Annotated in this window: 20 protein-coding genes; 12 read left to right on the plus strand and 8 right to left on the minus strand. The window is 72.6% G+C overall.

What is annotated here, in order from left to right:
* Positions 1-2: 2 nt before the first annotated feature.
* Positions 3-1,442 (minus strand): NAD-dependent succinate-semialdehyde dehydrogenase, encoded by a 1,440-nt coding sequence (locus tag ACZ6EG_RS24030; protein ID WP_469607430.1) that lies wholly within the window; start codon positions 1,440-1,442, stop codon positions 3-5.
* Positions 1,443-1,462: 20 nt separating this feature from the next.
* Positions 1,463-2,731 (minus strand): aspartate aminotransferase family protein, encoded by a 1,269-nt coding sequence (locus tag ACZ6EG_RS24035; protein ID WP_391969170.1) that lies wholly within the window; start codon positions 2,729-2,731, stop codon positions 1,463-1,465.
* Positions 2,732-2,954: 223 nt separating this feature from the next.
* On the opposite strand from ACZ6EG_RS24035, the gene ACZ6EG_RS24040 reads away from it, so the two are divergent.
* A complete protein-coding gene (locus ACZ6EG_RS24040) occupies positions 2,955-4,628 on the plus strand; it encodes a PucR family transcriptional regulator (RefSeq protein WP_469607434.1) in 1,674 nt (557 codons plus the stop codon).
* Positions 4,629-4,687: 59 nt separating this feature from the next.
* On the opposite strand, the gene ACZ6EG_RS24045 is transcribed toward ACZ6EG_RS24040, so the two are convergent.
* Positions 4,688-5,320, minus strand: coding sequence for a DUF6629 family protein (locus ACZ6EG_RS24045; RefSeq protein ID WP_391969172.1), 633 nt, complete (start codon positions 5,318-5,320; stop codon positions 4,688-4,690).
* A gap of 256 nt (positions 5,321-5,576) precedes the next feature.
* On the opposite strand from ACZ6EG_RS24045, the gene ACZ6EG_RS24050 reads away from it, so the two are divergent.
* Complete coding sequence (locus ACZ6EG_RS24050; RefSeq protein WP_391969173.1) at positions 5,577-6,149, plus strand: dihydrofolate reductase family protein; 573 nt, start codon at positions 5,577-5,579, stop codon at positions 6,147-6,149.
* Between the two features lie 82 nt (positions 6,150-6,231).
* Here the strand turns inward: ACZ6EG_RS24050 and ACZ6EG_RS24055 are convergent, their stop codons facing one another.
* The 4 genes from ACZ6EG_RS24055 to ACZ6EG_RS24070 are packed head-to-tail and all read right to left on the minus strand — an operon-like array spanning position 6,232 to position 11,699.
* Positions 6,232-8,616 carry a beta-xylosidase/alpha-l-arabinosidase gene (locus ACZ6EG_RS24055; RefSeq protein WP_469607438.1) on the minus strand — a complete coding sequence of 795 codons (2,385 nt, stop codon included), beginning with the start codon at positions 8,614-8,616 and terminating at the stop codon, positions 6,232-6,234.
* Positions 8,613-9,431: a carbohydrate ABC transporter permease gene (locus tag ACZ6EG_RS24060; protein ID WP_356606891.1), complete on the minus strand. Its 819-nt coding sequence runs from the start codon at positions 9,429-9,431 to the stop codon at positions 8,613-8,615. The genes ACZ6EG_RS24055 and ACZ6EG_RS24060 overlap by 4 nt, the downstream gene beginning before the upstream one ends.
* A complete protein-coding gene (locus tag ACZ6EG_RS24065) occupies positions 9,428-10,384 on the minus strand; it encodes a carbohydrate ABC transporter permease (RefSeq protein WP_356606889.1) in 957 nt (318 codons plus the stop codon). Before ACZ6EG_RS24065 ends, ACZ6EG_RS24060 begins: the two co-directional genes overlap by 4 nt.
* Before the next feature lie 10 nt (positions 10,385-10,394).
* On the minus strand, positions 10,395-11,699 hold the full coding sequence (locus ACZ6EG_RS24070; protein WP_391969175.1) for an ABC transporter substrate-binding protein: 1,305 nt from the start codon (positions 11,697-11,699) through the stop codon (positions 10,395-10,397).
* A gap of 424 nt (positions 11,700-12,123) precedes the next feature.
* Here ACZ6EG_RS24070 and ACZ6EG_RS24075 point away from each other — a divergent pair, with 424 nt between their 5' ends.
* The 3 genes from ACZ6EG_RS24075 (at position 12,124) to ACZ6EG_RS24085 (ending at position 16,158) form a co-directional block, all read left to right on the plus strand.
* Positions 12,124-13,035, plus strand: a complete 912-nt coding sequence (locus tag ACZ6EG_RS24075) for a LysR family transcriptional regulator (RefSeq protein WP_391969176.1) — start codon at positions 12,124-12,126, stop codon at positions 13,033-13,035.
* 165 nt (positions 13,036-13,200) lie between these two features.
* Positions 13,201-14,562: a histidinol dehydrogenase gene (hisD, locus tag ACZ6EG_RS24080; RefSeq protein ID WP_391969177.1), complete on the plus strand. Its 1,362-nt coding sequence runs from the start codon at positions 13,201-13,203 to the stop codon at positions 14,560-14,562.
* Positions 14,563-14,706: 144 nt separating this feature from the next.
* On the plus strand, positions 14,707-16,158 hold the full coding sequence (locus ACZ6EG_RS24085; protein ID WP_469607445.1) for an amino acid permease: 1,452 nt from the start codon (positions 14,707-14,709) through the stop codon (positions 16,156-16,158).
* 25 nt (positions 16,159-16,183) lie between these two features.
* On the opposite strand, the gene ACZ6EG_RS24090 is transcribed toward ACZ6EG_RS24085, so the two are convergent.
* Positions 16,184-17,182 carry a LacI family DNA-binding transcriptional regulator gene (locus ACZ6EG_RS24090; protein ID WP_391969179.1) on the minus strand — a complete coding sequence of 333 codons (999 nt, stop codon included), beginning with the start codon at positions 17,180-17,182 and terminating at the stop codon, positions 16,184-16,186.
* A 198-nt stretch (positions 17,183-17,380) separates the two neighbouring features.
* Between ACZ6EG_RS24090 and ACZ6EG_RS24095 the strand changes: the two genes are divergently transcribed.
* The 7 genes from ACZ6EG_RS24095 (at position 17,381) to ACZ6EG_RS24125 (ending at position 24,921) form a co-directional block, all read left to right on the plus strand.
* Entirely contained in the window at positions 17,381-18,520 is a 1,140-nt protein-coding gene (locus tag ACZ6EG_RS24095) for a cupin domain-containing protein (protein ID WP_391969180.1), read from the plus strand.
* A gap of 5 nt (positions 18,521-18,525) precedes the next feature.
* Positions 18,526-19,290 carry an alpha/beta fold hydrolase gene (locus ACZ6EG_RS24100; RefSeq protein WP_469607449.1) on the plus strand — a complete coding sequence of 255 codons (765 nt, stop codon included), beginning with the start codon at positions 18,526-18,528 and terminating at the stop codon, positions 19,288-19,290.
* Positions 19,291-19,492: 202 nt separating this feature from the next.
* Complete coding sequence (hisD, locus tag ACZ6EG_RS24105) at positions 19,493-20,803, plus strand: histidinol dehydrogenase (protein ID WP_469607452.1); 1,311 nt, start codon at positions 19,493-19,495, stop codon at positions 20,801-20,803.
* Entirely contained in the window at positions 20,800-21,573 is a 774-nt protein-coding gene (locus tag ACZ6EG_RS24110) for an SDR family NAD(P)-dependent oxidoreductase (RefSeq protein ID WP_469607455.1), read from the plus strand. Before hisD (ACZ6EG_RS24105) ends, ACZ6EG_RS24110 begins: the two co-directional genes overlap by 4 nt.
* Positions 21,570-22,382 (plus strand): HpcH/HpaI aldolase family protein, encoded by an 813-nt coding sequence (locus tag ACZ6EG_RS24115; RefSeq protein ID WP_391969184.1) that lies wholly within the window; start codon positions 21,570-21,572, stop codon positions 22,380-22,382. The genes ACZ6EG_RS24110 and ACZ6EG_RS24115 overlap by 4 nt, the downstream gene beginning before the upstream one ends.
* Positions 22,383-22,442: 60 nt before the next feature.
* Positions 22,443-23,789 (plus strand): MFS transporter, encoded by a 1,347-nt coding sequence (locus ACZ6EG_RS24120; RefSeq protein ID WP_383636612.1) that lies wholly within the window; start codon positions 22,443-22,445, stop codon positions 23,787-23,789.
* Positions 23,790-23,922: 133 nt separating this feature from the next.
* Positions 23,923-24,921 carry a nuclear transport factor 2 family protein gene (locus tag ACZ6EG_RS24125; protein ID WP_469607460.1) on the plus strand — a complete coding sequence of 333 codons (999 nt, stop codon included), beginning with the start codon at positions 23,923-23,925 and terminating at the stop codon, positions 24,919-24,921.
* Positions 24,922-25,154: the final 233 nt, after the last annotated feature.

The raw sequence follows: 25,154 nt of genomic DNA on the forward strand, positions 1-25,154 counted from the left end.
GGTCACCGCATCGGGATCGCGACGTACTGGTACTCCAGGAACTCCTCGATGCCCGCCTTTCCGCCCTCGCGGCCGAGCCCGGACTGCTTGACACCGCCGAAGGGCGCGGCCGGGTTGGAGACGAGGCCGGTGTTGAGGCCGACCATGCCGGCCTCCAGTCGTTCGCTGACGCGCAGGGCCCGGGCGAGGCCCTCGGTGAAGACGTAGCCGACGAGCCCCCAGGGGGTGTCGTTGGCGCGCCGTACGACCTCGTCCTCGTCGTCGAAGGTGAGGATGGCCGCCACGGGGCCGAAGATCTCCGTGCTCGTCAGACGGTTGTCCGGACGGACGTCGGTGAGGACCGTGGGGGGATAGAACCAGCCGGGGCCCTCGGGCGTACGGCCTCCGACGAGGAGCCGGGCGCCTCGCTCCACCGCGTCGGCCACCAGGTCCTCCACCTTGGCCCGCCCGGCGGCGTCGATGAGCGGGCCCACGTCGACCCCGTCCCGGGTGCCGGGCCCGACGACGAGCGCCGCCATCCGCCGGGCGAGGCGCCGCGCGAACTCCTCGGCCACCGACCGGTGGACGAAGAAGCGGTTCGCGGCGGTGCACGCCTCGCCCATGTTGCGCATCTTGGCGATCATCGCGCCGTCCACGGCCACGTCCAGGTCGGCGTCGTCGAAGACGATGAAGGGAGCGTTGCCGCCCAGCTCCATCGAGGCGCGCACGACCGTGTCGGCGCACTGGGCGAGCAGGAGGCGGCCGACCTGGGTGGAGCCGGTGAAGGACAGCTTGCGGATGCGTCCGCCGCGCAGGAGCGGCTCGCAGACCTCCCCCGCCCGGGAGGTGGTGACGACGTTGAGCACCCCGTCCGGCAGCCCGGCCTCCTGGAGGACCGCGGCGAGGGCGAGGCTGGAGAGCGGGGTCTGCGGCGCCGGTTTGAGCACCGTCGTGCAGCCGGCCGCGAGCGCCGGGCCGAGCTTGCGGGCGCCCATGGCCAGCGGGAAGTTCCACGGGGTGATCAGCAGGCAGGGCCCGACGGGACGCCGGGAGAGCAGCATGCGGTGGCGTCCGTCGGGGAGGACGCCGTGGTCGCCGTCGACGCGCACGGCCTCCTCCGAGAACCACCGGAGGAACTCGGCGGCGTAGGCCACCTCTCCCCTGGCCTCCGCCAGGGGTTTGCCCATCTCGGAGGTCATCAGCCGGGCGAACGCCTCGGCGCGGTCGAGGAGGATCTCGTGCGCGCGGCGCAGGATCTCGCCGCGGGCCCGGGGTGCCGTGCCGGCCCACCCCTCCTGCGCCCGCACCGCCGCGTCCTCGGCGAGCCGGGCGTCCTTGGGGCCGGCGTCGGCGACCCGGCCGAGGATCTCGCCGGTGGCCGGGTCGTCCACCGGCAGGGTGGCGCCGTCGGCGGCGTCCGTCCAGGTCCCGCCGATGAGGAGCCGCGTCGGTGTGCCGGTCACGGCGCCCCCGCCTTCCGGGTTCACCGGTCCACCGGTCCCGAGGTGCCGGCCTGGACGGCGGCCGACCAGGCCCGGAGTCCGTCGTCGACGGCGGACTCGTCGATCACCAGGGCCGGGATCATCCGCACCACCTGGTTCCAGGCCCCGCAGAGCAGCAGCAGCAGCCCTTCGTCGACGGCGGCCCGCTGGACCCGCGCGGCGGTCTCCGGGTCCGGGCCGCCGTCCTCGGTGACGAACTCGCTGGCCAGCATCAGCCCCGTGCCCCGCACGTCCCCGATGGCCGGCGTGCGGGCGGCGACCGTCTCCAGCCCCGCGCGCAGCCGCGCGCCCATCGCCTCGGCGTTCTCGACGAGCTTCTCGTCCCGGACGACGTCGAGCGTGGCGCAGGCCGCCGCGCAGGCCACCGCGTTGGCGCCGTAGGTGCCGCCCTGCGAGCCCGGCCAGGCCCTGCGCATCAGCTCGTCGGGGGCGGCGATGGCGGACAACGGGAACCCGCTGGCCAGCCCCTTGGCGGTGACGAGGATGTCAGGGGCGACGCCGAAGTGCTCGTGGCCCCAGAAGCGGCCGGTGCGGCCCACGCCGGTCTGCACCTCGTCCAGCACCAGCAGGAAGCCGTGCCGGTCCGCCCGTTCCCGCAGGCCTTCCATGAAGGCGCGGGTCGCGGGCACGTATCCGCCCTCGCCGAGCACCGGTTCGACGATGACGGCAGCGGTGTCGGCGGGCGAGGAGACGGTCTGGAGGGTGTAGTCGAGTTCCTGGAGGGCGAAGCGGGTGGCGGTCTCCTCGTCCCAGCCGTAGCGGAAGGCCGTCGGGAAGGGGGTGACGACCACGCCGCTCATCAGCGGGGAGAAACCGGACCGGAAGCGGGTGCCGGAGGTGGTCATGGAGGCGGCGGCCACCGTCCGTCCGTGGAAGCCCCCGTGGCACACCAGCACGTTGGGCCGGCCGGTGGCCTGGCGCGCCAGTCGCAGCGCCGCCTCCACCGCCTCGCTGCCGGAGTTGGTGAAGAAGAGGCTGTCCAGGCCGGCGGGCAGGACCTCGCCGAGCCGGTCGACGAGGCGCCGCAGCGGCTGGTGCATGACGGTCGTGTACTGGCCGTGGATCAGGGTGCCCACCTGTTCCCGGGCGGCGGCCACGACCCTGGGGTGGCAGTGCCCGGTGCTGGTGACGCCGATGCCGGCGGTGAAGTCCAGATAGCGGCGGCCGTCCTCGCCGTGGAGGTGGACGCCCTCGCCCCGGACGGCCACCACGGGCGTGGCCTGGCGAAGGTGCGGCGACAGTGCGGTCATGCTCGTCTCCCGGCCTGCTCGTCGGTCTGCTGCGGCGTCCCGAGCCTTCCCTCGGCCCGGGGACCGGCAACGCGTGATCTGTCCGGCCGGGGGGCGGTATCCGGACGATGTGTCAACCGCTCCGTCCCCGTCACGCCGCTGGTGTGCGCCCCGTCCGCCGCACCGGCGCCCTTGCGCAGGTCAGCAACGGCTTGTCACAGTGACGGGGGCGCAGGGAGGCACCGTGAGCGAGAACCAGCGCAGGGCCCCGGCCCCCGAGGGCCGTCCGCTCACCGTGGCCGACGTGCTGGCGCTGCCGGTCCTGGCCGGGGGGCGCCCCCGGGTGGTGACCGGACCGGACGGGGTCGACCGCCCGGTCCGCTGGGTCCACATCACCGAACTGACCGACCCCGCCTCCTTCCTCAAGGGCGGCGAACTCGTCCTCACCACCGGCATGCCCCTGCCCGACGACCCCGCCGGGGTGCGCCGTTACGTGGACGAACTCGCCGCCGTCGGTGCCGCGGCCCTGGTCCTCGAACTCGTCCGCCGCTACCACCGGCCGCCCGACGCCCTCGTGCTCGCCTGCCGGGCACGCGGTCTGCCCCTGGTCACGCTCGCCAGGGACGTCAACTTCCTGGAGGTCACCCAGGTCGTCCACACCCTGCTCCTCGGCAACCAGGCGGACGCGATGCGCAGGACGCAGCGTGTCCACGAGGCGTTCACCGCCCTCACCCTGCGGGGTGCCGGCCCCGAGGAGCTGCTGCGCGTCGCGGCGGAGACGAGCGGACGCACGGTCGTGCTGGAGAACCTGGTCCACCGGGCGCTGCTCTGCGCGGTCTCGGGCGGCCCGGCGGAATCCGCGCTCGCCGACTGGGAGCGGCGCTCCCGGGCCACCGTCCGCGAGGACGGCGAGGACGGCGAGGACGGCGAGAACGACGCGGGCGAGGTGGGTGTCCGCGGCCCCGAGGGGTGGCTCGTGGCCCCGGTGGAGTACCGGGGCGAGCGGTGGGGACGCGTGGCCATGCTCCCCGGCCCGTCCGGTACCGTCCCGGCGCCGGACTTCGGGCCCGAGGACGTCACCGTGCTGGAGCGGACGGCGATGGCCCTCACCATCGCCCGCCTCACCCACCCCACGTCCTGGGAGCGCACGGCGCACCGCGGCGCCCTGCGCGATCTGGTGGAGCAGCGCTACCGCTCCCCCGCTGAGGCGCACGCCCGGATCACGGCCCTGGGGCTGCCCACGCGGGACTCCCGCTTCGTCGCCGCGGTCGTGGACGTGCCGGCGGCGCGGGACACCGCGCGGACCGAGGACCGCCTCTCGCGGGAGGTGGGCGTCACGGGCGCCCCGGCGCTCGTCGGCCTCCTCGCCCCGACCCGCCTCGGGGTGCTCCTGGCGCTGCGTCCGTCGCAGCCCTGGCGGCCGGTGGTGGAGCGGCTGAGCCGCGCCGCGCTCGACCCGGCCCCGGGCACCGCCGTGAGCGTCGGCACTCCGGCCTCCGACCTGGCCGGCGTGCCCCGCTCGTTCCGGGAGGCGACCAGGGTGGCGGAGGCCACCGAGCCCGGCCAGGCGCTCCCGCCGGACCGCTCCTTCCACGAACGGTGCGACATCGGCCTGCGCCGACTGCTGTTCGCGCTCCGCGACGACCCCCGCGTCCAGGAGTACGCGGAGCGGCAGCTGGGGCCGCTCCTCGACCACGACGCCCGGCACGGCACGCGCCTCCTGGCGACCCTGCGCGGGTACCTGGACGCCGCCGGCAACAAGACCGCCGCCGCCCGCGCCGGCGGTCTGTCCCGTGAGACGGTCTACCAACGGCTGCGCGCGATCGAACGGCTCCTCGGCCGCGACCTGGAGTCCGGTGCGCAGCGCACCGAACTCCACGTGGCGCTTCAGGCGCTGGACGCGCTGCGGGGCCGCTGATCCCGGCACGGGGAACGGGTCACGGCACGGCACGTCCCGGCCCGGCCCGTGACGTCCCGTCACGAGGGGCGGACGGCCGGTCTCGTCCGGCGCCCGTTCACCCAGCCGAGGAGGACCACCGAGCACACCGCGGCGAAGGCGCACCAGGTGGAGACGAACTCCAGCCGCCACAGCCCCCAGCAGACCAGCGCCCCCGCGGCGATGACCGCCCCCAGCCGGCGCAGGCCGCGGTCACCGGACAGCAGCAGGGAGCCGACCGTGGCCACCAGGTAGCCCGCGACCAGCAGTTGGGCGTGCGGCAGGTTCACCACGTAGCCGACGGTGCGACCGCGGACCTCCGCCAGCACCGGACGGGTGGCCAGCACGTAGGCGAGCACCGTCGCCGTCACGGCTCCCACGGCCAGTGGCACGAGCAGCCGGCGCCGCGCACCGGGCGGGACGGCGCAGAGCACCCCCGCAGGCAGCCACAGCGCGAGCAGGGGAAGGGCGATGACGGTCCAGGCCAGGGTGGCCGGACCGGTGCCGCCGTCCGAGGCCCAGACCGCCGCCTCGACCATCTGGTGCACGCCGAGCAGCAGGGGCAGCGCGGCCAGCGGAAGGTCACGGGCCCGGCCCGCCCGCACCACGCAGGCCACTCCGACGGCGGCGATCCCGGCACCCGCGACCAGGTCGGCCTCCGCGCTCCAGCACATCTCTGCGTCCTCGGTTCGGCCGACGGGCCCTCCATCCTCACCGACCCGGTGCGCCACGTGGTGGAGGCGGCCGAGGACGCGCTGAGGAGGATCACCGGGGTCACCGTGACGACGACATGGTCGGGGACGGCCGACGCCCCGCGGGCGGTACGAACGGTGCAGGATGTGTCGCGACGAGCGATGAGTTTGCGATGAGTTTCCCCGCCACCGTCGGTCAGAGTTGCAGCAGCCGCACACCAGACCCCGAGGACCTCACATGCGTACCCTGATCAGCACCGCCTTCGTCTCGCTCGACGGCGTGATGGAAGCCCCCGGCGGCGAGCCCGGCTACCGGAACTCCGGGTGGACCGTCGAGCACGTGGACTTCCTCCCCGAGGCGTACGACATCAAGGGCCGCGAGCAGGGCGAGGCCACCGCGTTGCTGCTGGGCCGGGTGAGCTACGAGGCGTTCAGCAAGGTGTGGCCGGGCATGGAGGAGTTCACCGGGTACAAGGCGATGCCGAAGTACGTCGTCTCCTCCACCCTCTCCGAGGACGCACTGGTCACGGACTGGAACGAGACCACGATCCTGCGCTCGCTCGACGAGGTCGCCGCGCTCAAGGAGACCGAGGGCGGCCCGATCATCGTCCACGGCAGTGCCACGCTCAACCACGGCCTGTCGGACGCCGGCCTGATCGACCGCTACCACCTGCTCGTCTTCCCGGTGCTGCTCGGCGCGGGCAAGCGGCTGTTCAGCGCCACGGACAAGGACGCACAGAGGCTGAAGCTGGTCGAGTACGAGGCCTACGCCAACGGCCTGCAGAAGAACGTGTTCGACGTCGTCCGCTGACCGGGCGCCGGCCGAAGGCCAGGCCCCCGGCGGCGCGGGCGGTGCCCCCGGCGGCACCGCCCGCGATGTCCCGCGTCGGGTGTCAGACGCCGGTGCCCTCCCCCTCCTCCTCGAAGACCGCGTGCAGGCGCCGCGTGTGGTCGACATGGCGCTCGGGGCCGGTGAGGGTGACCGTCGCCGTGAGGCGCGGGTCGGTGCTGGAGGCGGCGAGCCGCAGCTCCAGTCCGCCCGGTTCGACGACGCGCCGTCCGTCGCGGCCGGTGAAGGAGGCGAGGTCGGCCGGGACCGTGACGCGCAGCCGCCGGGCCTCACCGGGCGCGAGCGGCACCCGCGTGTAGCCGACGAGCCGCTGCACCGGCTGGACGACGGAGGCGACCGGGTCGTGCAGGTAGAGCTGGACGACTTCGGTGCCGTGCCGTCGGCCGGTGTTGCGGACGGTGAACGCCAGGGAGAACTCACCGTCGGTGGCCGCTTCCCCGGTGTACGTCACGAGGTCGCTCCAGGCGAACGTGGTGTACGTGAGGCCGTGCCCGAAGCCGAAGGCGGGCGTCGGGTCGATGTTGGACACCTCGCCGGCCTGCGCGAGGCGTGCTCCGAGATAGGTGGCCGGCTGGGCGCCCGCACCGCGCGGCACGCCGACCGGGAGCCGGCCGGAGGGGCTCGTCCGTCCGCTGAGCACCCCGGCGAGGGCGGCGGTGCCCTCCACTCCGGGGAAGAACGACTGGACGATCGCGGCGGACTCCGCCACGGCCCGGCCGAGGGCGTAGGGGCGGCCCGCCAGCAGGATCGTGACGACCGGTGTGCCGGTGTCGAGCAGCGCGTCCAGGAGCTGCTGCTGGGCACCGGGCAGCGCCAGCGACTCGGCGTCGCAGCCCTCACCGCTGGTGCCGCGGCCGAACAGTCCGGCACGGTCGCCCAGGACGGCGACGACCACATCGGCGTCGCGGGCGGCCCGGACGGCCTCGGGGATGCCGAAGACGTCGCCGTCGTCGACGCCCGTGCCGCGTACGAGGGTGAACTCGGTGTCGGGGAACTCGGCGGCCAGGGTGTCGCGCAGGGTGGGCAGTTCGATGCCGACGGGCGTGGCCGGGTGGTGCACGCCGATGTGCTGGGGGAAGGAGTAGCAGCCCAGTACGGCGGTGGCCTCGTCGGCGTTGGGCCCGACCAGGGCGACGCGGCGCGGCCGGTCGAGCGGCAGGGTGCCGTCGTTGCTCAGCAGCACGACCGCTTCGTCGGCGACCGTGCGGGCCAGCTCGCGGTTGGCGGGCCCGTCCAGGTCGATCCTGCCGCGCAGGGCGTCCAGGTCGTCCAGGTCGGCGCCGGCCAGCGCGGGGGGCACGGGGTCCCAGCCCGGGTCGAGCAGGCCGAGCGCCGCCTTCTGGGTGAGGACCCGGCGCAGCGCGCGGTCGATCAGCTTCTCCGGTATCCGGCCGGCCGTGACGGCTTCCACCAGGGGCGCGCCGAACGTCTTGACGGTGGGCAGTTCGATGTCGACCCCCGCGCGCAGAGCGGCGCCGGCGGCGCCGGCCCAGTCGGCGGCGATGCCGTGCAGCGTCTTGAGGAAGGCGATGCCGAAGTAGTCGGCGACGACCGTGCCCTCGAAGCCCCAGGTCTCCCGCAGCAGCCCGGTGAGCAGTTCCTCGTCGGCCGCGGCGGGCACCCCGTCGGTGTCGGTGTAGGCGTGCATCACCGACCGGGCGCCGCCCTCGCGGACGGCCATCTCGAAGGGCGGCAGCAGGACGTCGGCGCGCTCGCGCGGCCCCATGGAGACGGGGGCGAGGTTGCGTCCGGCGCGGGAGGCCGAGTAGCCGACGAAGTGCTTGAGGGTGGCGACGATCCCCGCGTCCTCCAGGCCGCGGACGTAGGCGGTGCCGATGGTGCCGACGAGGTACGGGTCCTCGCCGATGGTCTCCTCGACGCGCCCCCAACGGGCGTCGCGCACGACGTCCAGGACGGGCGCGAGCCCTTGGTGGACCCCGACGGACCGCATGTCGCGGCCGATGGCGGTGGCCATCCGGTGGACCAGGTCCGGGTCGAAGGTGGCGCCCCAGGACAACGGGACGGGGTAGGCGGTGGCGCCCCAGGCGGCGAAGCCGGCCAGGCACTCCTCGTGGGCGACGGCGGGGATGCCGAAGCGGTTCGACGCGGCGATGCGGATCTGCGTGCGCAGCAGGGAGAGCGCGCCGAGCGCCGGGTCGACGGGGGCGGTGCCGAAGGGGCGGGTCAGCTGGCCCAGTCCGCGGGGCAGGAGCGCGTCGAGGTCGACGGCCTCCTCCATGTCGTGCTGGTGGGGGGCCACGTCGCCGCCCTCGTCGGACGCGCCGACCCACACGCCGTACAGCTGGGCGATCTTCTCCTCCAGGGTCATCGCGTCGATCAGCGCGGACACCCTGGCGGTGACGGGGTGGGCGGGGTTCTTCCAGAGGGGGACTTCGGGGGCGGTCTCAACGGCCACGTTGTCGATCACTTTCCTCCGACGCCCATCAGGCCCTGGACCAGGGCGCGACGAGCGAACAGGTAGACGAGCAGGATGGGCACCATGGACAGCACCACGGCACCCAGCAGACCGGGGATGTCGATGCCGTGCGCGGTCTGGAAGTTGTACAGGCCCAGCGTGACCACCTTGGTGGAGTCGGACTGGGTCAGGACGAGCGGGAACAGGAAGCCGTTCCACGCCTGGAGCGCGGAGAACACCACGATGGTGGAGAGTCCGCCGCGGGACAGCGGCACGACGAGCTGGAGGAAGACGCGCCGTTGGCTCGCGCCGTCCATCGCCATGGCCTCGTACAGCTCCGGGGAGATGTCGCGCATGGCGCCGCTGAGGATCAGCGCGGACATCGGCAGGCAGAAGGCCGCCGTGGGCAGGATGACGCCGAGGAGGTTGTCGTACAGCCCGGCCTCGCTGATCAGGTAGAACATCGGCACGATCACGGCCTGGGCCGGGATGGCGAGGCCGAGCAGGAAGAGCCGGAAGATCGCCGACGTGGTCCTGCTGCGGCTGCGGACGATCGCGTAGGCGAGCGGCGGGACGAGCAGGAGCACGATGCCGATCACACAGGCGGTGACGATCAGCGTGTTGAGGAAGTACTGGCCGAAGCCCGAGTCGAAGGCGCCGATGTAGTTGTCCAGCGTGAAGCTGTCCGGGAGGGAGACCGGGCCGTTCTCGGCGTAGTCCTGGCGGGTGCGCAGGGTCGCGGCGAGCATCACGTACAGCGGCAGGCCCACCAGGAGCAGCCAGACGAGCGAGCCGGCACCGGCCAGGTAGTTCGGTCGGCGCCTCATGACACACCCTCCGCGGAGCTGCGCATCTTGTCGTAGCCGGAGACCCGGACGACGATCAGCGAGATGATCGTGGCCGCGACGACCAGGGCCAGGGCGACCGCGGAACCGGTGCCGTAGTCGAAGCTCTTGAAGGCCTTGTCGTACATGTAGTAGGCGCTGATGGTGGTGTCGGTGCCGGGACCGCCCTGGGTCAGGATGAGGACCGTCTCGAACGTGGTCAGACCGCCGACGATCATCAGGATCATCGAGGTGATCATGGACGTGCGCAGCTGCGGCAGCGTGATGTGGAAGAACTGCCGGTAGCGGCCCGCCCCGTCGATCTCCGCCGCCTGGTACAGCACCTGCGGGACCGCGCGGGCGGCGCCCTGGTAGATCAGCGTGTGGAACGGGGTGAACTGCCAGGTGCTGACGAACGCCAGCACCCCGATGGCGGTGGCCTGTTCACCGAAGAGGTTGCCGTCGCCGAAGAGCCAGGTGGCGTCAGCGGGGATGCCGAAGTTCGGGTCGAGCAGCGCCCGCCACAGCACGGACACGGCCGTCGCGGACAGGAGCAGCGGGATGAAGTAGATGACCGACAGGACGGCCCGGTTGCGCTGGTGGCCGGCGGCCCAGACGCCGAGCAGGATGCTCAGCGGGGTCTGGAGGACCACGCCGAGCACGGTCAGCAGCAGGGTCAGCCAGATGCTCTTGAGCATGACCGGGTCGTCGATGAGGCGCGACCAGTTGTCCGTGCCGACGAACTCGGGCGAGCTGATCCCGTCCCAGCTCATGAAGGACAGCACCGCCACCATGATCAGCGGGACGATCGCGAAGAGGGCGAAGAAGATCGCGGCGGGCAGCGCCCAGGCGAAGCCGGGGCGTCCCACCGTCGTTGCGGACGAGGCGGGCGGCCGCCGCCGGGACTCCTTGCGGGGTCCGGCGGCGGGCCGGGCACTCGTGATCTGTGTGGTCATGAGCCGTTCGTCAGTCGGTCGGGAGGGCCTGCATGGCCTTGACGAAGCCGTCCGTGTCGAGCTGTCCGTTGAAGAACTGCTGGACGGCCTTGTGCAGATCCGAGCTGGCCTTCTGCGGGTACGCCTGGTCCCAGGAGAGCTGGAACGACGGGGCGTCGGCGACGAGGTCGTACTGGAAGCGCGAGTACTCGGGGGTGCCCGAGCCGTCGATGAACTTGCCGGTGTCGGTCGTGGTCGGCAGGTTGCCGATGTCCAGCTGCGCCTTGACGAACTCGTCGGAGTACATGAGCTTCAGGAACTCGGCGACGGCCTCGGGGTGCTTGGTCTTCTTCATCACCGAGTAGTAGTTGTTGGTGTTGCCGGCGACGTTGGCCGGGTCGCCCTTGCCGCCCTCGACGGCCGGGAAGGCGGTGTACCCGAGGTCCTTCTCGGCGAACTCCGGGTGGTCCGTCAGCTGCTGGGAGTAGTACCAGGAGCCCATCAGCTCGAAGCCGGCCTTGCCCGAGGCCACCAGCTGGACCGAGCCGCCGTTGGTGTACTTGACGGAGTCGTAGTTCTTGCCGAAGGCGCCGGTGTCGACCAGCTCCTTGATCATGTCCAGGGCCTTCTTGCTGTCCGCGCTCTCCCAGGCGCTCTTGTCGCCGCCGACGGCCTTGGCGAACAGCTCCGGACCGGCGATGCGGTCGTAGAGGTACTGGAACCACATCTGGGTGGGCCAGACGTCGCCGCCGCCGAGCGCGATCGGCGTGACGCCCTCGTCCTTGAGCCTGCCCACCGCGTCGATCAGCTCGTCCCAGGTCTTCGGCGGTTGGACGCCGGCGTCTTCGAGGACCTTCTTGTTGTGGAAGAGCAGGACCGGCTGGGTGCCGCGCATCGGGACGCCGTACGGCTTGCCGTCGACGACGGCGCTGTCGAAGACGGACGGCAGGAACTTCGCCTTGAGGTCCGGGTTCTTCTTGATGAAGTCGTCGAGCGGCAACAGCAGGTCGCCCTTGACGAACGGCTTGATGCTGCCGCCGCCCCAGTTGAAGAAGACGTCCGGAGCCTGCGGGGTGTTGATGATCGTCTGGAGCTTCTGCTGGTAGTCGGCGCCGGGGATGGTGTCGAGGACCGCCTTCACGTCGGACGTCTTGTTGAACGTGTCGACGATTCGCTGCTCGACCTTGTTGCTGGCGTCCCCGTAGACCAGGACATGGATCTTGCCGTCGTCCGACGACGCCCCGCCGTTCCCGTCCCCGCAGGCCGCGAGGCTCAGCGCGAGGGCGAGCGTCGCACCGGTGGCGACCAGTCTGGGCAAGCGCGCACGTGTCTTCATCGTTCGCCTTTCGAATGTTTCGGCACCATCACCGAAAGTCCATGCTGACGGACAGTAAAGTCAGACGGGATTTGCGGTCAATGGCCGTGCGGGCGCCGACTCAAAACGTTATCGATCGCACGCCGCTCCCCCGCCCCTGTGCGCGAGGAGGGGCAGGGGACGCACCGCGAGGGGGATCCGGTCGCGACGGGCGAAAGGAGCGGGCACCGCGCCCCGACAGTTTCGAAGGTCCGCACCGGTCGTTCGGGGGCACCGGGCGCACGCCAGGAGTCTCCAGGGCACCTCCGGAGAGTCGGGCCCGAAGGACCCCGCCGGGTGCGCGGGCGCGAGGCGGCGACGACGGGACCTGGGGTCTTCCCTAGAGTGCGGCCATGCCTGGAACCACACCACCCGCCATCGCCCCCGCCTCGGACAGGGGGACCGGATGACCCTCAACCAGCTGAGGGCCTTCGTCGAGGCCGAGCGGCTCGGGTCGTTCACCGCCGCCGCCAAGGCCATGGACATCGCCCAGGCGTCGGCCTCGGAACTGGTCCGCCGTCTGGAGACGGAACTGGACACGGACCTGTTCCTCCGCGGCAGCCGCACGCTGACCCTGACCGCCGCCGGACACGAGCTGCTGCCGTACGCCCAGGAGGCGCTGGAGGCGGCCGACAGCGGGGTCCGGGCGGTGCACTCCCTCGGGTCGCTGGGCGGAGGCACCGCCACCTTCGGGGTGCTGCGCAACGCCGACTACTACCTGCTGGCCAACCTCGTGCAGCTGTTCCACGCCCGGTACCCCGCGGTCCGGGTCCGGCTGGTGGGCCAGAACTCGGCCGAGACCGCGGCGGCCGTGGCGGCGGGGCACATCGAGGCGGGCCTGGTCATCCTGCCGATCGACGACGAGGGGCTGGTGGTCACACCCCTGATGCGCGACGAGGTGCTCTACGTCAGCGCCCACCCGGAACGCACCCGGACCCCGGTGACCATCGAGGCCTTCTCCCGGGCGCCCCTCGTGCTCTACGACGCCCACTACGGCTGGCGGGACCCGACGCGACGGCAGATCGCCGAGCGGGCGCAGTTCGCCGGGGTCCGCGTCGAGCCCATGATCGAGATCGAGCACGTCGAGGCGGCACTGAAGCTGGCCGCCGCCGGCGTGGGTGACACGATCGCCAGCCGCGCGGTGATCAGTAGCCCGTCCTTTCCCTCCGGTCTGCACACCGCGCCCTTCGAGGAGCCCCTGCACGACACCATCGCGCTCGTCCGGCGCCGGGGCCATCCCCTCTCCCGCGCCACCCGGGAACTGGCCCGCCTGGCCGAGGACACCATCCGCGAGCTCGGCAACGGCTCGTCCGGCTGACCGCGGCCCCGGACCCCGGCCGACGGGCCACCCACCACCCGCACCCGCCACCCGCCGTGCCTTGCCGGGCGCGGACCGGCTCGGACTTCCCACTGGGAAACCCTGTGGCAGGCACAGGAACTGCCCCTCTGGTCCTGTGGCAGTGCCGCGTCTAGCGTCCGGGGCATGCAGATCACGCACGACGAAGCACAGGCCCTCCCGCCCCTGAAGTGGCTCAAGAAGCCGGCGGTCGACGGTCCCCCCGCCCAGCGCGACCCCAAGGTGGTCGAGCGGGTGTCGCAGATGCTCCAGGAGATCGAGCGCAAGGGCATGGACGCGGTCCGCGCCTACGCCCAGGAACTCGACGGCTGGTCCGGTGAGCTGGAGATCGGGCCCACCGCGCTGAAGAAGTCGGGCGACGCCCTGCCCGCCGACGTCCGCACGGCCCTGGAGATGGGCTACGAGCGCACCCACCGCTTCGCCTCGGCCCAGCGCGAGCACCTGACCGACTTCGAGATCGAACTCGCCCCGGGCGTCGCCGGCGGCCAGCGCTACGTCCCGGTCTCCCGGGTCGGCGCCTATTTGCCCGCGGGCCGCTTCCCGCTGCTGGCCAGCGCCTTCATGACCGTGAACGTCGCGAAGACGGCAGGTGTCCCCACCGTCGTGGCGTGCACTCCCCCGTCGGGCGAGCACGGCGCCCATCCGGCGGTGCTCTACGGCGCCTACCTGTCCCGCGCCGACCGCGTCTTCGCCGTCGGCGGTGTCCAGGCCCTGGGCGCGATGGCGTTCGGCCTGCTCGGCGAGGCCCCGGTCGACATGCTGGTGGGCGCGGGCAACGCCTTCGTCACCGAGGCGAAGCGGCAGCTCTTCGGACGCGTCGGGATCGACCTGCTGGCCGGCCCCTCCGAGGTGGCGGTCATCGCCGACGACACGGCCGACCCCGTCTGGGTCGCCGCGGACCTGCTGGGCCAGGCCGAGCACGGGCCCCACTCGCCGGCCGCCCTGATCACCACGTCCGAGAAGCTGGGCCGTGCCGTCGCCGCCGAGATCGAGCGCCGGCTGGAGACCCTCGCCACCCGGGACATCGCCGGACCGGCCTGGCGGGACTTCGGCTCCGTCATCGTCGTGGGCGACCGTGCGGACGCGGTGGCCGTGGCGGACGTCCTGGGCCCCGAGCACCTGGAGATCCAGACCGGCGACGACGACTACTTCCTGCGGCACCTCACCAACTACGGGTCGCTCTTCATCGGCCCCTGGTCCACCGTCGCCTACTCCGACAAGGGCATCGCCGGGACCAACCACGTCCTGCCGACGGGCAAGACCGCCCGCTACAACGCCGGGCTGTCCGTCTCACGGTTCCTCAAGCCCTTGACGTACCAGAGGGCCGTCGAGGAGGGTACGGCTGCGCTGGCCCCCGCCGTCGAGCGGATCTCCGCGTTCGAGGGCCTGGCCGCGCACGGTGCGACCGCGACGCTGCGGATCGACCGTATCGGCCGCAGGTCCGGGGCGTTCGACGCCGTCCCCGAGGCGTTGCGCGACCAGCTCTGAGCCGTCCGTCCCCCGGCCCCCGGGACACCGCGCACCCCCACACCCCCGTGCGCCCGGTGTCCCGGGCCTCCGGCCCGTCCCCACCCGCCCGACCGAGCATCGTCCTCCGGGAGCCACGCTCCCCCTCCCCCGAGGATCTCCCCCATGCGCCACCGACCCTCCGCTCCCGGCCCGTCCGACGGGACGGGCACCGCGCTCACCCAGGGCCTCAAGGGCCGGCAGATCACCATGATCTCCATCGGCGGGGTGATCGGAGCCGGTCTCTTCGTCGGCTCCTCCACCGCCGTGGCCACCGCCGGTCCGGCCGTCCTCATCTCCTTCCTGCTGGCCGCCGCCCTGGTGGTGCTGGTCATGCAGATGCTCGGCGAGATGGCCGTCGCCCATCCGGACACGGGCTCCTTCTCCACCTACGCGGACCGCGCACTGGGCCGCTGGGCCGGGTTCTCGATCGGCTGGCTGTACTGGTGGTTCTACATCCTCGTCATCCCCATCGAGGCCATCGCCGCGGGTGAGGTGATCGCCGGTCTGACCTCGGTGCCCAGCTGGATCCCGGCCCTGGCCATGATCGTCCTGCTGGCGGGCAGCAACCTGCTCGCCGTACGCAACTACGGCGAGTTCGAGTACTGGTTCGCGCTGCTGAAGGTCGTCGCGATCGTGGCCTTCCTGGTCCTCGGACTGCTCGCCGTCCTCGGTGTGCTCCCCGGCTCCGACACCCACGGGGTGGCGAACCTGTGGAGCCACGGCGGCTTCGCCCCCGAAGGCGGGGTGGCCGTCCTCGCCGGTCTGCTCACCGCCATGTTCAGCTTCCAGGGCAGCGAGATCGTCACGATCGCCGCCGCCGAGTCCGAGGAGCCGAAGAAGAACATCAAGAAGGCCGTCCGCGCCGTCGTCTGGCGCCTCGGGCTGTTCTACCTGGGTTCGATCTTCCTCGTGGTCAGTCTCGTGCCGTGGAACTCGGACGTCCTGGCCGCCGGGTCCTACCAGGCGGTGCTCGACCGGATGAACATCCCGGGCGCCGGCCGGATCATGGACGTCGTGCTGGTCGTCGCCGTCAGCAGCTGCCTCAACTCGGCCGTCTACACCGCCTCCCGGATGGCGTTCTCCCTGGCCCGGCGCGGCGACGCCCCGGCCGCCCTCGCCGCGACCTCCCCGAACGGGGTGCCGCGCAACGCCGTGGTGGGCTCCACCGTCATCGGCGTCGTCGCGGTGATCGCCAACTACCTGCTGCCGAGCGTCTTCACGTACCTCATCGCCTCCAGCGGCGCGATCGCCCTGATGATGTACCTGGTCATCGCGCTCACCCAGTACGCGACCCGGCGCAAGCAGGGGCATCCGCCCGAGGTGCGCATGTGGGCCTTCCCCTATCTGACCCTGGCCACGATCGCCTTCATCGCCGGGGTGCTGGTCCTCATGGCGGTACTGCCCGGACACCGGCTCGAACTCTGGCTCTCCCTCGGGCTCGCCGCGGTGCTCGTGGGCGTCGGCGTCCTGCGGCAGCGGGGCGGCCGGCCGGGCGCCGGCACGCCTGCCACGCCCGCCACGCCTGCCAAGGACGAGGCCGCGGCGCGTGCGCGGACGGCAGCGCCCCTCCGATGACCGCCCGGGCGGCCCGGACGGCGGCTCAGGCGACGCGGCCGTGCGTGGCCCGCGGCACGAACTCGGTCGGCAGGAGCAGCCGCTCACCGGCGGGGTCGACCTCGTCCTTGATCCGCCGGACCAGCAGCCGGGCCGCCCGACGGGAGAGCTCGCGCAGGTCGTGCCGGACGGTGGTCAGCCGGAACACCTCCCAGGCGGCCATCGGCAGGTCGTCGAAACCGATCACGGTGAGGTCGTCGGGCACCCGCAGCCCGGCCGCCAGGGCGGCGTTCAGCACACCGATGGCGACCACGTCGTTGCCGCAGAACACGGCCGTGGGCGTCTCCCGCGCGTCGAGCAGGAAGGGCAGGGCGCCGTAGCCGGTGTCGTACTCGAAGGGCCCGCGCACCACGCGGTCCTCCGGGAGTCCGATCCCCGCGTCTGCGAGGGCCAGCCGGAAGCCCAGCTCGCGCTCGCGGCCGGTGGTGGTGTTGGCCGCGCCGAAGACGCCGGCGATCCGCCGGTGCCCGAGTGCGACGAGCTCGCGGGCCACGAGCCGTCCGCCGCCCTCGTTGTCGACGACGGAGGCGTAGTCGCCGCGTCCGCCGGTGTCGCGGTTGAGGAAGACGTAGGGCATCCCCCGCCGGTCCAGCTGGGCCGGCAGCCGGGAGTCGGTGGTGGCCGTCGCCAGCACCACGCCGTCCAGGGACTGGTCCAGGAGGTTCTCCTCGGCGACGGCCTCGTCGGACCGCTCCGTCAGGAGCATCATCCGGTAGCCCAGGGCCTCCAGCTCGTCGTGCAGGGGCGCGATCACGTGCGGGTAGAAGGGGTTGGTCAGATCGGTCACGATCACCCCGACACGTCGGGTCGACCGGGTCGACAGGGTGCGTCCCGCCTCGCTGGGCACGTAGTTCAGCGCCCGCGCGGCCCGTCTGACCTTCTCCCGGGTCGCCGCCGACACCCGGGGGTCGTCCCGCAGGGCCCGGGACACCGTGGGCTGCGAGACCCCCGCCAGCCTCGCCACGTCGTGACTCGTGATCGCCATCGGCCCTCTTCCGTCGCCCGCCGCGCCCCTCCGGCGCCGACCTAACTCAGTATACGTATGTCACCAATCGGCACGGGCCGACGTCCGGACGCCACCGCGCTCAGCTCTCTCGCCGGATGCCCCGCGTCCCCCCCTTGACAACACCCCAGCGACCACCTGTCATGGAATACATACGTATTCACAACCAGGGAGCCCGTCATGCCCGATGTCGTCGTGTCCACCACCGAGCTGGGGCGCCGTACGGTGCGCCGCAGCGACTTCGTCTCCTGCAACCAGGCCTTCATCGACTGCCGCACGCCCGGCTCGGACCGGAAGGAGAACTACGCCATGATCGGGCCGGGCGTCTCGCAGTCCGCCGGCCAGCACGTCAACCTCCGCCTGCCGCACGGCTACAACATCGGCGCGGCGGCGATGCCCCACGGCATCACCAACAACCTGCACCTGCACTACACCGCCGAGGTCTTCGTCTGCACCGAGGGCGAGTTCCTGCTGCGCTGGGGCGCCGACGGAACGGAGGGCGAACTGCCGGTCCGGGCGGGCGACATCGTCTCCGTGCCCACCTGGATCTTCCGGGGCTTCACCAACACCGGGCCGGACAGCGGCTGGCTGTTCACCGTCCTCGGGATGGACGACACCGGCGGCATCATCTGGGGGCCCTCGGTGCTGCGCGAGGCGGAGGGGCACGGCCTGTACCTCACCGCCGACAACGAACTGATCGACACGGTCGCCGGTGACACCGTCCCGCCCGGGGCCGAACTCACCGAGCCGATGCGGCAGGAGCACATCGACCGGCTGCGGCACTACGGCCCGGACGAGATGAGGCGTCGCGTCGCGGCGGCGGACGAGCTGGTGTGGAGCGACCACCCCTTCCTCGACAGCACCCTGCCCGGCGGTGGCGCCCGTCTCAGCTGCGTCATCGGCTTCGGCATGACCGAGGATCCGCACCAGGAGCCCCGCGTCTTCAACCCGCACGGCCACAACGTCGCCTGGCTGCGCGCCGAGCCCGGACAGGGCGTCTCCCTCCACCGGCAGCACGAGACGCAGACCCTGATCGTGAAGGACGGGCTGTGGGAGGTCACGCTCAACCGCACCGACCCCGTCCAGGTCCGCCTGGGCCCGCGCGACATGCTCTCCGTCCCGCAGGACGCCTGGCGGTCCCTGCGCAACGTCGGTGACACGACAGGAGACCTCCTCGTCGTCAACTCCGGTGACGGGCGCGTCCGCCTGGAGTGGGACGAGGAGGTCCTCAAGAGCGCGGCCGACGCCGGCCTGGGCGTCGACCACAACGGGTACGTCGCCCCGTACGCGCTGCTGCCGCGCTCCGCGCGCCGCTGGTGACCGGCGTGGCCGCCGCCGCCTTCCCCCGCGGGCTCCCGCTCGTGGTGGTCCCCGGGATGCTCTGCGACGCGGACCTGTGGTCCGAGGTCGACTTCCCGGCGGGCCACGAGGTCCGGCACGTCACGCCGGGCCGGGCGGACATCGGATCGCTGGCCGACGACGTGCTCGCCTCGGTGCACGGACCGTTCGTCCTCGTCGGGCTCAGCCTCGGGGCCATCGTCGGTTTCGAGGCACTTCGCCGGGCCCCCGAGCGGATCGCCGGCCTGTGCGTGATGTCCACGAACGCCGCCGCGCCGCGTGCCGGACAGCGAGCGCAGTGGCGGTCGATGGCCGGGCTGATCGACGAGGGACGGTACGCGGACGTCGTCGAGCGGATCCTCCCGGGCATGTTCGCCGAGCCGGCTCCCCGGCGGGAGGACGCGGACCGCTACCGGCGCATGGCCCGTGCCGTGGGCTCCGGCACCGCCCTCAAGCAGCTCGCCGCGCAGGCGACGCGGGTGGACGCCGTGGAGGCGCTGCGCGGCGCCCGGTGTCCGGCCGTCGTCCTGTGCGGGACGCGGGACGCGCTGTGCCCGCCGGAGTTCCACCGGGTCATCGCGCGGGCCCTGCCGGAGGCCACCCTGTGCGAGGTGCCCGGGGCCGGCCACCTGCTGCCGTGGGAGCGGCCGGCCGCCGTGTCGGACGCGCTGCGGGAGCTGCTCGCCGCGGTGGAGCGGCGGCGAGCGGCGACCACCGCCCACCGACCCCCCGTCCCCGCATCGGGTCCCTGAGCCGTTCCGGCACCGGGTCCCGGAACCGACCCCCCGGCCGGGTCCCTGGCCGTCCGGACCGCCGTGTCTCCTCGGCCGCCGTGTCCCGGCCGGGGAGACCTCGGCCGCCGTGTACCGGGCCGCCGTGTCCCCCGGCCGCTCCTCGCCCCCTCCCCCGCCCCCATCCGACCCACCCCTTGCAAGCCGTGGAAAGAGAGCCGTCATGCCCCATGTCCTGAAGTCCCCGGTGCCCGCCGCCCAGGTGCGCGCGGCCCGTGCGGATGTCGCCGACCGCGTACGTGACATCCTCGACGACGTCCGCGAGCGGGGCGACGAGGCGGTCCGCCGGTACTCGGAGAAGTTCGACGACTGGAGCCCCGAGTCCTTCCGCCTCGGCCCGGACGACATCGACCGGATCGTCGCCGGGGTGCCGGACACCGTGCTGGAGGACATCCGCTTCGTCCAGCGCCAGGTGCGCACGTTCGCCCAGGCGCAGCGCGACTCGCTGCGGGACGTCGAGATCGAGACGCTGCCCGGTGTCCACCTCGGTCACCGGCACGTCCCGGTCGCCGGCGCCGGCGCGTACGTGCCCGGCGGGCGCTACCCGCTGACCGCCTCGGCGCACATGACGATCGTGACCGCGAAGGTGGCCGGGGTCCCGCGGGTCGCCGCCTGCACACCGCCGATCCGGGGCGAGATCCCCACCGCCACGGTCGCCGCGATGCACCTGGCCGGTGCCGACGAGATCCACCTGCTGGGCGGCGTCCAGGCGGTCGCCGCGCTCGCCGTCGGCACCGAGACCATCGGCCGGGTCCCGATGATCGCCGGCCCGGGCAACGCCTACGTCGCCGAGGCCAAGCGCCAGCTGTTCGGCGAGGTCGGCATCGACCTGTTCGCCGGTCCCACGGAGATCCTGGTGATCGCCGACGAACACGCCGATCCCTTCGTGGTCGCCGTCGACCTGCTGTCGCAGGCGGAGCACGGACCGGACTCCCCCGCCGTGCTGGTGACCACGTCCGAGGCCCTGGGCCGCGAGGTCGAGCGTCACATCGAGCGGCTGCTGCCCGGCATGCCGACGAAGGACTTCGCCGCGCCGGCCTGGCGCGACCACGGGGAGATCGTCGTGGCCGGCTCCCTTGCGGAGGCCTTCGACATCGCGGACTCCTACGCCAGCGAACACGTCGAGGTGCTGACCGAGGACCCGCGCCAGGCGCTGGAGCGGATGCGTGACTACGGCGCGCTCTTCCTCGGCGAGGGCACCTGCGTCTCGTACGGCGACAAGGTCATCGGCACCAACCACGTGCTGCCCACCCGGGGGGCCGCCCGCTACACCGGCGGCCTGTGGGTGGGGAAGTACCTCAAGACGGTGACGTACCAGGAGGTCACCGACACCTCCTCGTCGGCGCTGCTGGGCGAGGTGTGCGGCCGGGCGGCCCGCGTCGAGCTGTTCGAGGGGCACGCCCGCTCCGGCGACGTGCGCGCCGCCAAGTACGGCCGGGGCACCCTGCCGTGGAACACGGGGGCGCGGGCGTGAGCGGCGGTACGGGTCCACTGGCCGGCCGCACCGCGCTCGTCACCGGAGGCGGCAGCGGGCTCGGGAGCGCCATCGCGCGGTCCCTGCTGGCCGACGGGGCGCGCGTGGTGATCACCGGGCGCGACGAGCGCACCCTGGAGGAGACGGCCTCGCGCCTCGGCCCCCGCGCCGTGCACCGCGTCTGCGACGTCTCGCGGCCCGCTGACGTCGAGGCGCTCGCGGGCGGTCTCGCCGACGAGGAGATCTCGGTGCTCGTCAACAACGCCGGGATCGCCGGGCCCGTGGCACCGTTGACCGAGATCACGGCGGAGGACTGGGACGAGGTCTTCGACGTGAACGTGCGCGGGGTGTTCCTGATGTGCCGGGCGTTCCTCCCGCGCATGACCGAGCGGGGCGCGGGCGACGTCGTCAACATCGCCTCGGTGTCGGGCAAGCGCCCTCTGCTGCGGCGTACTCCGTACTGCGCGTCGAAGATGGCCGTCCTGGGGCTGACGGCGACCCTGGCGGGAGAGGTGGGCCCGTTCGGCGTCACGGTCAACTCCCTCTCCCCCGGGCCCGTCTCCGGCCCCCGCATGGAGCGCAACTTCCGGCTGGAGGCGGAACGCACGGGCAGCAGCTACGCGGAGGCCGAGCGCGCCTTCGTGTCGCGGTCGGCGCTCGGGCGGATGGTCACCGACGAGGAGGTGGGCTCCGCGGTGAGCGCCATGCTGCGCATGCCGGGCCTGTGCGGGGCCGACATCGACCTCTCCGCGGGGATGGTGGCGCGGTGACGGGCCGCCGGGCGGAACGCCGCTCCCTCAAGCGACGCCTCGCGGACGGTGAGAGACTGCGCGGCGCCCTGCTGCGGCTCCCTTCGGAGACGCTGGTGGAGATGGCCTGCGTGGCCGGGTTCGACTACGTGGTCGTCGACTGCGAGCACGGACCGGCCGACACGGCGCTCCTCCAGCACCACCTGACGGCCGCCGCGGCGCACGGCGTCGACGTCCTCGTCCGCGTGGGCACCGCCGAACCGGCGCTCGCCCTGCGCTGCCTGGACCTGGGCGCCGCCGGCCTCGTCCATCCCCATGTCGACGACGCCGAGGACGCCCGCCGGGCGGTGGCGGCGACCCACTACCCGCCGCTGGGGCAACGGGGTTTCGCCACCTACAGCAGGGCCGGGCGCTTCGGCACCGTCCCGGCGGGCGACCACCTGGCCGCCGCACGCGACACCCTGGTCGTGGCGATGGTCGAGACCGAGCGGGCCTGCGCCGTCGCGGGCGAGATCGCCGCCACCGAGGGTGTGGACGCGATCCTCGTGGGCCCGGCCGACCTGGCGGCGGACTGCGGCTTCCCCGGCCGGGACGTCGTCGACGGCCTGCTGCACGGGGTCCACCGGGCGGCACGCGAGGCCGGCCGGGCGGTCATGACGATCGTGCCGGACGCCGACGCCGCGCGGGCGGTCGAGCGCACCGGGACCGGGCTGGTCCTGTTCAACATGACCCACGTCCTCATGGAGACCATGCGCTCCCTCGCGGCCCCCGGCACGGCCGGGGCTGCCCACCCGTCACCGACCCTTGACGGCCCCTCTCCCGCTCCTTAGTGTTCGGGCAACATTCATACGTATGCACACTCCCAGCCCCACCGCGCGAACGGAGAAGCCATGTCCGCTACAGCGCCACCCAGCGCCGCCGTCGGCACCCGAGGGACCGACCCGGCGAAGCGGGCCGCGATACGCCGGGCCATCGGTGCGGGAAGCATCGGAAACTTCGTGGAACAGTTCGACTACGGGCTGTACGGCTACATGGCCCCCGTCATGGCCCCCGCGTTCTTCCCCGAGAGCGACCAGACCGTGGCCGTCCTGAGCACCTACGCGATCATCGCCATCGCCTGCCTGTTCCGCCCCCTGGGCGGCACGCTGGTGGGTCGCTGGGGCGACCGGGTGGGCCGCAAGAAGACCCTGCTGTGGACCATCGTCTTCATGGGCGTGGCGACCACCCTCATCGGCCTCCTGCCCACCTACCAGCAGATCGGCATCGCGGCCCCGCTCCTCCTCCTGCTCCTGCGCGTGGTGCAGGGCATGGTGTCGGGCGGCGAGTACGTGGGGGCGGTGGCCTTCATCGTGGAGTGGGCGGAGCCCGAGCGCCGCGCCTACTACACCTCGTACGCCTCCAACAGCTGCTTCGTGGGGATCCTGGCGGGAGCCGGCACGGCCGCGCTGACGAGCTGGGCCATCCAGGGACCCGCGCTGGACTCGTGGGGCTGGCGGATCCCGTTCCTGCTCGCGCTGCCGCTCAGCGCGGTCGGCATCTGGCTGCGGCGGCACATCGAGGAGTCGCCCGAGTTCGTCCGGGCCACGGCGGACGGCACCCACGTCGTCAAGGCGCCCGTCCGGGAGGCACTGCGCTCCCAGTGGCGGCCCATCCTGGTCTTCTGCGGCATCTCGATCATGGTCGCGATCCTCTCCTACAGCTGGGTCACCTTCTATCCGGAGTACCTGACCGGCACCCTCGGACTGCCCCGCTGGATGGGACTGGTCTCGAACGCGATCTCCATCGCCGTCCTCATCCCGATGCTCCCGCTGGCCGGCAAGCTCTCGGACCGCATCGGCCGCAAGCCGATGCTGATCGCCGGGGCGATCGCCTGCATCGTCCTGGTCCCGCTCGCCTTCAGGGTCGGCGAGGCGGGCACCTTCGGCGCGGCCGTCGCCAGTCAGCTGATCTACATCGTCCCCGAGTTCTTCCTGACCGGCATCGTGACGGTCTGCGCGGCCGAACTCTTCGCCACCCGCACCCGGTTCAGCGCCAGCGCCATCGCCTACAACAGCTCGTTCTCCATCTTCATGGGCATCACGCCGTTCGTCGCGGCACTGCTGGTGAACACCTTCGACACGATCTACGCCGTGTGGGCCTACCTGGCGGCGGCCGCGGTGATGGCACTGGTCGTGGTGAGCGCCTTCATGACGGAGACGTACCGGAGCCGGCTGGGGGCCGACAAGTTCGCCCGATGACGACCGGCGCCCCGCCCGGCCGGCTCGGACACCCCCGGGCCCCACCGACCTGACCCATACATACGTACGCACACCCAGGCCCACCGACGAACCCGATTTCGCACCGCCGAAACCGACGAAGAGGAAGACCCCCATGGCACTCGACCCGGCCGCCTACCTCCCCTACAAGGATCCGGACGACTTCATCCGCGAGGTGACCGACCACATCTGGGTCAACCGCGACATCTCCTACATCGTCGACAACTACGAGCCCGACTCGATCGTCCACACCGGTCTCGGCACCGTGGTCGGGCGCGACGGCGTGATCGAGGGCACCACGATGCGGATGGGCAGCACGCCCGGCCACATCGGCCAGGCCGAGGACGTGGTGTGGGAGGCGCGCGGCGACGACGCCTTCCTCAGCTCCCACCTCGTGTTCTCCGCGGACGAGCACCTGGTCGCAGGCCGCAACGTGCGGATCCGCAAGCGCACGGTCGCCAACTGCCTCTACCGCCGGGGCCGGATGGTCGAGGAGTGGGTCGTGCGCGACGAGCTGGCCGACTGCCTCCAGCGCGGGGTGGACCCGGACGAGGCGGCCCGCGCCCTGCGCTTCCAGGGGTACAGCGGGTCGATGACCGAGGAGCCGCCGAAGGACGTGCTGCTGGAGGGGGTCAGCGGGCCGCGTCCGGACGAGTTCCGGCCCGAGTGCGAGATGGTGCTGGAGTTCATGGACGAGGTGTGGACGCGGCGCAGGCTGCACAAGGTGAACGACTTCATGGCGCGGGACCTCTTCCTGCACACCGTCGGCGACCGGACCGTCATCCGTCCCGAGCGCTACCAGAGCGACCTCATGGCGATGGTCGGGGCCTTCCCCGACGCCCGGTTCGCGGTGCGGGACGTGCAGACCAACTACTCGGTGCGGTACGCGGGTCTGCGGGTGGCGGTGCTGTGGACCATGCACGGGACCTACCGGGGCACCCCGGCCTTCGGCCCGCTCACCGACCGGTCGGTGACCCTGCTGGGAGTCTCCCAGTTCCTCGTCCAGGAGGGCCGCATCGTCCGGGAGTTCCGCGTCTACGACGAGATCTCCCTGCGGGCCCAGATCAACAGCACCCGGGGCGACGGCCCGCCGGTGGAGGCGAACATCTACTGAGCCGCGCCGCCACCTGGCGCACCGGCCGAGGGCCCCGCTCGTCGCGGGGCCCTCGGCATGTATGGGGGCGGGCGCGTCGGCCGCGGCCACCGGCCCGATCATGCGTACGCCATGAGCCGGTCGGGTTCCGGCACGGCGCCGGCGGGGTCGACGTGGGGGCGAGCCCGGCGGACGATGATCCGGATCGTCCGGTGTGACCTTGGATATACCTTTGGCGGGCGGATGTGCGTAGC

Source organism: Streptomyces sp. NPDC041968, assembly GCF_055589025.1.

Coding starts and splice junctions, on each gene's coding strand:
- ACZ6EG_RS24035 (WP_391969170.1), bottom strand. CDS start 2,731: ATGACCGCACTGTCGCCGCACCTTCGCCAGGCCACGCCCGTGGTGGCC.
- ACZ6EG_RS24045 (WP_391969172.1), bottom strand. CDS start 5,320: ATGTGCTGGAGCGCGGAGGCCGACCTGGTCGCGGGTGCCGGGATCGCC.
- ACZ6EG_RS24050 (WP_391969173.1), top strand. CDS start 5,577: ATGCGTACCCTGATCAGCACCGCCTTCGTCTCGCTCGACGGCGTGATG.
- ACZ6EG_RS24060 (WP_356606891.1), bottom strand. CDS start 9,431: ATGAGGCGCCGACCGAACTACCTGGCCGGTGCCGGCTCGCTCGTCTGG.
- ACZ6EG_RS24065 (WP_356606889.1), bottom strand. CDS start 10,384: ATGACCACACAGATCACGAGTGCCCGGCCCGCCGCCGGACCCCGCAAG.
- ACZ6EG_RS24070 (WP_391969175.1), bottom strand. CDS start 11,699: ATGAAGACACGTGCGCGCTTGCCCAGACTGGTCGCCACCGGTGCGACG.
- ACZ6EG_RS24075 (WP_391969176.1), top strand. CDS start 12,124: ATGACCCTCAACCAGCTGAGGGCCTTCGTCGAGGCCGAGCGGCTCGGG.
- hisD (WP_391969177.1), top strand. CDS start 13,201: ATGCAGATCACGCACGACGAAGCACAGGCCCTCCCGCCCCTGAAGTGG.
- ACZ6EG_RS24085 (WP_469607445.1), top strand. CDS start 14,707: ATGCGCCACCGACCCTCCGCTCCCGGCCCGTCCGACGGGACGGGCACC.
- ACZ6EG_RS24090 (WP_391969179.1), bottom strand. CDS start 17,182: ATGGCGATCACGAGTCACGACGTGGCGAGGCTGGCGGGGGTCTCGCAG.
- ACZ6EG_RS24095 (WP_391969180.1), top strand. CDS start 17,381: ATGCCCGATGTCGTCGTGTCCACCACCGAGCTGGGGCGCCGTACGGTG.
- hisD (WP_469607452.1), top strand. CDS start 19,493: ATGCCCCATGTCCTGAAGTCCCCGGTGCCCGCCGCCCAGGTGCGCGCG.
- ACZ6EG_RS24120 (WP_383636612.1), top strand. CDS start 22,443: ATGTCCGCTACAGCGCCACCCAGCGCCGCCGTCGGCACCCGAGGGACC.
- ACZ6EG_RS24125 (WP_469607460.1), top strand. CDS start 23,923: ATGGCACTCGACCCGGCCGCCTACCTCCCCTACAAGGATCCGGACGAC.